Source organism: Cyanobium sp. BA20m-14 (genome assembly GCF_024346295.1).
In genome coordinates this window covers 1-6145 of sequence record NZ_JAGQCR010000190.1, presented here as the reverse complement: position 1 = coordinate 6145, position 6145 = coordinate 1, and the positions used below count along the sequence as shown (strand labels likewise).

Genomic DNA, 6145 nt, shown 5'->3' with positions numbered 1-6145 from the left:
CGCTGCTAGCCACTGCTCCAGCGCCATTGCCACACATGCTGCCAAGGTGCGCCCCTGTTGCTTGCTTGCCTTTTGCGCTTGCACCACAAGGCTTTTGTCCAGCCGCACGTTCAGTTGCGCCTTCATTAGCTAGCTGCTGCTAGGCGCTTGATAGCAGAAGGAAGAAAAGCGGGCAAAAAAAAGGTGCGGTCTTCTTCTTCTTCCTTCTTCCCTACCCCCCCCCCCCCCCCCATACCTTGTGTTTGCCCTTGACTGGTAATTGCCGAGAGTGCCTGTGCTGCAAGGGGAGACAGCTAAAACCAGTTGAAGCTAAAACCCAACTGGAAAACCTTGAGAGTGCCTGTGCTGGAAGGGGAGACAGCGAAAAACAGTTGGCAAAAAGCCCTGACTGGTAATTGCTGAGAGTGCTTCTGCTGCAAGGGAAAATTGCGAAAACCAGTCAAAGGGGGTGTATGTGTATAGGGGGGGGGGGGGGTCAGAAGAAAAGCAAGAAAAAAGGCCCTGCCGGAGCAGAGCCGCACTTTTTTTTTGCCCGCCTCTTCAGAAGAACTCTTCAGCAGCAGCAGGGGTTTCTTCCTTAGGCGCTTGCTTTTCCAGCTCAGCCAAGCGGGCCAGGCCCTTCTCGGTGATGCGGTTGCCGGTGCCTTGGCTTTTCACGAGCCGTTGCTGCCTGAGGCGCTGTAGGGCGCACCACACGCTGTTGCTGCCCTTCTTAGTTGCTTCTGCCAAGGCGCTTGGTTTGGTGAGAAGGCCAGGGGTCTGTTGGTGGCGGTGGATGGTTTTCAGCAGGAGATCACCGATGTTTTCCTGATAATGGGCACCTCCTACGAGCTGGAACTCCCCATCGAGGCGGTGGTAGTTGAAGCTGCGAGGACTCTCGCCCCTGAACTTCTCCACTGTCCACTTGTAGACAGGCGCTTCTCCTTCTTCCTTCTTCAGCCTCTCGATGCGGTGGACGGCAGAGGGAACTTCCTGCCAAGCGGGATGGCCTGCAACGGCCTTCATACCTTGGCCGGAGCGCGTTGTATGGCAGTTGATCCACAACGCCGCAGAAGGGCAGACAATGGCCTTTAGGAGCCGGAGGTACTGATCCACTGGGCCCGTGTACGGGCTGATGCCTGCGCTTTGGAAGCAACTGTTGGCAGTGTCAACAATCACCGCCACCAGATCGCCTTTTGCCATCCGTTGCGCCAGTCGCTCAAGGTTGGGCAGGCTCACGTTCCAAGCTGCTTCTCCTTCTTCTGGATCTTCAGCCCACACTTCGATGTCTGCCCCGCGCTCAACGGTCTGGAGCGCGTCGCAATAGTCATTGAGCATTGCCCAAGCAGAAGCGCCGCCGTCAGTCGCAACGAAAAGAACCCGCCCTTTTTTTTGCCCGCTGCCTTCTTGCTGATCCAAAAAGCCGCTGCCAATGCTGATGCTGGTGGCAAGCTCCAGCGTCATCAGGGTTTTTCCAGCGCCGCCGTCAGCAGCGAGAACGTGCAGATCGTTTTTAAGAGCAAAGCCAGGCTGGAGCTGTTGAAGGCCAGGGCCAGGGTCTGCTTTGCCAATGGTGCGGCTTCTGGCTGGCGCTTTTGCTCCAGTGAGTAGCCCCTTCTTCTGGCCCCATAGAGCAAGCAGCCTCTCTTGTAATACTTCCCGCGTGAGCTGGTAGCCCCAGGCTCTGCTTTTGAGCGCGTCCACCAGGGGCTGATCTTCAGCAAGCGTGGCATCGAGCAGCTTCTCCAGCAAAGCTGCAATGGCCTTGGCAGTGGCCTTGTCATCGTCAGCAGCAGGAGCAGCCTTTTCTTTCTTTTCGGGCTTTTTGGCAGTGGTGGCAGGGGCTTTGGCAGGCTTTTGAAATAAGCTGGCAGCTTTTTCGATCTTTTCCGCTGCTCCTGCAAGCTCTTCTGCTGTTAGGTCATCAATGCTGCCGCCTTGTGGAAGATCAGGCCAAAGATCTTCAGCAGCCAAGAGCACAAAAGGAAAACCAATGGCTTCTGCCACTGCCTGAAGGGCAATGGCCTTGCGCTTGCCCGCCTCGTTGTTGTCGGCCAAGTAGACAATGCCTTCAACGCCAGCCCCTCGTAGGCGCTCGTAGCGCGGGGCCACAAGCTCTTGGCTTAGGGCTAGGAAGCCCGGCTGGCTAATGGCCACTAGGCCGATGCTGCTGGCAATATCGCAGCACTTCTCACCCTCAAGCTCCAAAGGCCAGCCGCCAGAAGCCAGTGCTAGTGCCTCGCCGTATAGGGGCCAAGGTGCTTCTCCCTTGCCAGTGATGAAAGAGCCGTTGATCTTGGTCTGTGGCCAGAAGATCTTCTCGCCATCGTCTTTGTATTGGCGCTGAACGCGTTGGCCTTCTGAATAGGAGAAGAAGGTGCCTGCTGCTGTGCCAATGCCTTTGGCAGGCTTTGCTTCAGGGGAGAGGCGGGCAATAGTAATCGCAGGCTTTACTGCCTCTACGAGCCGCAGGGCACGCTCCTTGTGCAGGGTGAAAACAGAGCAACGGCCGTCGCCTGTCTCTTTGTCGTAGGCCCAGCTTTGAAGGTCTTTGCCAAGCACCACATCGCCGCTCTTCAATCCAGAGGGAGGGCTGAAGGTGCTGCCGTGATGGCAGAGCACCAGGGCGCCATCGTCACTGATGCGACAGTCGCCGCCTGCATCGTCCCTTCCGCAAACAGGGCACGGGTCTAATGGGCTGCTGTTGAACAGCTTGCTTTTGTGGGAGGCAGTCACAGAACCGCCCCTTTTTTATTGCCCGCCTTCCCAAGAGGATTGGCTAGGATTGTTGTTGTGGACAGGGGTTGCAGGGCCACTGAGGGCGCTGCTAATGTCGAGATGGTCACAGTACTAAGAGGGGGAGTGCATTTCCCGTCTCTTGAGGAGCCGCCCTTGCAGGGGCGGCTTCTTGCTGTTGAGGCAAGATTCAAGAGGGCTGCTGAAGTGCGGCCGATGGGAGGATCTAAGCGGGATTAGGCGGCAGTTTCAAGGGCCAGGGCACCCTCCCGCTGTAGCTGGTGCACGAGGCTTAGGGCGCTGAGCCGAAGCAAAGCGGCGCGGCTTGTATTGAGTTGCTTTGCAGCAGTGTCAAAGAGCAGAGTTTCCTGATCTGTGCACCTAACGCTCACTGGTGGCCGTATGTGATAATCCTTTTTCGTACGTTTCATTGGGAAGGTTATTCAACAGGCGGGAACTTCCCGCTTCTTCAACCCTAAGAACCGTTTTTTCAAGTGACGGTTAAGACAAGGTTAAGGAACGAAACGGGCAATAAAAAAGGCCCAGGAGGACTACGAAACCCCTGAGCCTAATTGTTTGTTTTAATCACCCATCAACGGCAGTGCTTGAAGCTGCCATTATTAGTATAGGCAAAAAAAGCCCAGGGAAACTACCCCCCAGGCCATTCTGATTTAATTAACACGGAGAGTCACCGCTCTTTAACCTTAGCGCATAAAAAAAGCGGGGTCGTTAAGTCCGCCGTTTCTATTGAGGAAGCGTACAAGGCGCTGCAAAACCACCTTGACTCCCCTAGTTTAGCAACTATTTTTTGCCAAAGATGATGGCCCAATCGTCAGGGTATTGTTCTTGCATTGTGGCCCCTAAATGCCAGAAGGCGCAGAAGTTAAACGAGCGCCCCTAATTACATTTTGTACACTCTCGCTGTTAAGTTTACTTGCCCAAACAGGGCTCTTCCACATTTCGCTCAGGGGCCGTTGATCAAAATTACCAGCCGCAGGAGCAGGAGAACGGTTGAAGTCAGCAGGTAGTTGCCTCCCTGCCATTGGCAAAACGCGAATCGCGATTGGATTTTGCTTTTGGTTTTTCATTAGATAGCGGGCAAAAAGAAGTGGTGATTAACAATCAAGACTAAGCAAGTCTTTGTGCATTGCCTTCTGCGCTTCAGCAGCTCGGCACTTTTGCAAGGCTTCAGCCGCATCAAAGAGGCTGTCTGCCTTATCCAGGGCATTGCCCTGTTCGTTGTAGAGGGCAATTAGCGTTGCAGCAGGGTGGCGCTTCTGGCTGCGAGCCTGAAGCATCTTTTGCTCAAGATCCCCTGCATCACTGGCGTCCAAGGCTTCCTTGAGCATTTTCTCCAGCCTGATATAGCGATATAGCTCTACCTGACGGGCTTCCCGGCAAGCTAAATAATCATTGACGCAGGGCGAGACTTTGTTCATAACAAGCAAAGTGCTTTTGCTTCCTTAATTGTAGTGCATGGAACTACAAAGGGAAAACTCCTTTATTTTGCCCGCTTCTCTATTTTTGGGGTACTCGCCGCTGCCCCGCGCAAAAAGCGCCGATTGTCGCTCTGTGGCTATGTCCCCGGTGACACCGGCGACTTTTAGAGTGGCTATCCGCCACTCTACTTTTTGAGGTAGTAACACTACCTCTACTTTTCAAGATTACTACGGTAATCTTGATTTTCTCAAGCAAGCATTGCAGCCAGCACGTCTTCTTGCGAGGCAGTTAGGTATTCTCCCAAAGAAGATAGGCTCTTGTGCCCTGTTGCTAGCTGCACTGTTGGCAGAGGCACTCCTTTAGCAACCAGGGATTGCGCCATTGTCCGCCTGAAGCTGTGCAAAGAAGCCCCTTCAATGCCAACCGCCTTGCAAGCAGCCCTGAAGCTCTTGTCTGCCGCCTGTCTGGACATCGTTGAAGTGGTAGAGCCTGCGGCTGGGAACAATGCTTCTGAGGGCTTTGGCTCGTGCCCGTGCTCCTTTGTCCAGTGCAGCCGATAGGAAGCAAGCTCTTCAACCAGAGCAGGAGCTTGAAGGAGCTGCCTTGTGGTTTTCGTTTTCGTTGATGATTTTTTGAAGGTCACATGCTTGCCGCCCACATCAGCCCAAGAGAGCGACAGTGCCTCGCCGATCCGTGCTGCGCTCCAGCGTTGAAGCATCCAGAGGCAGTGATGCTTTGCAGAAGGAGCCGCAGCCAGAAGCGCCTCTAGCTGCTGCTCAGTGAGTGCTGCTGCCTTGCCGTTGCGTTGAACCTTCATAGCTTTTGCTGCCATTTGCTAGCAGCATCTTAGTTGCGCAACTCTCATTAGAGCAACCAGCTAGTCCACCACTCAATCTGGTTACTAGCTGCCTGCTAAGCCCCTGCTAGCAGCCTTGTTGATTATCAACAAGCCTCCCTTGTTGAGAAAAGCTAATTCTTTAGCATTAGGCGCTAAATGCTGCATCTTTAGTATCTCGTGCTAAACCTGCTTTGATTTTCTCTGTTAGCTATCACTTCCTTCTGCCTCATTGAATAGCGGGCAAAATAAAGGCGGCAACCTTGGCTAGTTAATGGCACCCAAGACGCTGCCTGACGCCCTTGTTCAGCCGCAATACTTTCTGATGTCCGCCCGCGTGGACTTATCCGAAGTGCCAGACTGAAGCTCAAGATCATAAGCTTGCTGAATCGTCAGACAAGCAAGCTTTCTATTTTTCTTTGTATAAAAATAGTTAGCGGCTTCAATCTTCAAATCACGAATCTCATAGATCATATTTATTTCGTTTTGAAACCTTTCGGCCTCTCGTCCAAAACCTTGAGCAAAGACTGGCTGCCCCATGATTAGCAATCCAATCGTAGCGAAAATAACTTTATACATCTATCAAGGCTCTGCGAATCTTGCTTAGCCTATCAGAACAGAACTGTTTGCCACCAAAAATAAATAGTCGCGATCAGGCTTGTTGCCAAAGAGCTTGTGCGGGGCCGCCCCTTTTCGGCACTGCTGTGCCAATGCAACTCCAGCCTTCAATGACAAGGCCAGGAGCAGCCCCTCCAGCTCGTGCAATACGAGCATTGATGGCGCCTCTTTTGATGCCGAGCAGGTCGGCCAGGGCTGCTGTGGGGATCGCCCCGTCAGCGGGAACTAGTGGCCAATCGGCCACCTGTTTTGTTGAAGGCTTAGCGGCAGGTGGTCCAAGTGGACCAGGTGCCGGCTTCTTAGCTAGTGGCTGCTTTTGCTGCTCAAGCCTCTCCAGCCGCTTCTCCAGCTCTTCAAGCCTGTCCATAGGCAAGGGCTCCTGAGGGGCGCTGCTAGGCGCTGCTAGCCACTGCTCCAGCGCCATTGCCACACATGCTGCCAAGGTGCGCCCCTGTTGCTTGCTTGCCTTTTGCGCTTGCACCACAAGGCTTTTGTCCAGCCGCACGTTCAGTTGCGCCTTCAGTAGCTAGCTGCTGC

Annotated in this window: 4 protein-coding genes; all 4 read right to left on the bottom strand. The window is 53.9% G+C overall.

All coding sequences use genetic code 11. The features are described from left to right. Window positions 1-540: 540 nt before the first annotated feature. The 4 genes from KBZ07_RS16370 to KBZ07_RS14770 all read right to left on the bottom strand — a co-directional run bounded on the left by KBZ07_RS16370 (window position 541) and on the right by KBZ07_RS14770 (window position 5569). Window positions 541-2715 (bottom strand): AAA family ATPase, encoded by a 2175-nt coding sequence (locus tag KBZ07_RS16370; protein ID WP_254932324.1) that lies wholly within the window; start codon window positions 2713-2715, stop codon window positions 541-543. A gap of 1115 nt (window positions 2716-3830) precedes the next feature. Continuing rightward, a complete protein-coding gene (locus KBZ07_RS14780) occupies window positions 3831-4154 on the bottom strand; it encodes a hypothetical protein (protein ID WP_254932323.1) in 324 nt (107 codons plus the stop codon). Window positions 4155-4402: 248 nt separating this feature from the next. Next, the gene (locus tag KBZ07_RS14775) at window positions 4403-4972 is read right to left on the bottom strand and encodes a tyrosine-type recombinase/integrase (RefSeq protein ID WP_254932322.1); all 570 of its coding nucleotides are present in this window, start codon (window positions 4970-4972) and stop codon (window positions 4403-4405) included. A gap of 324 nt (window positions 4973-5296) precedes the next feature. After that, the gene (locus tag KBZ07_RS14770; RefSeq protein ID WP_254932321.1) at window positions 5297-5569 is read right to left on the bottom strand and encodes a hypothetical protein; all 273 of its coding nucleotides are present in this window, start codon (window positions 5567-5569) and stop codon (window positions 5297-5299) included. Window positions 5570-6145 lie beyond the last annotated feature (576 nt).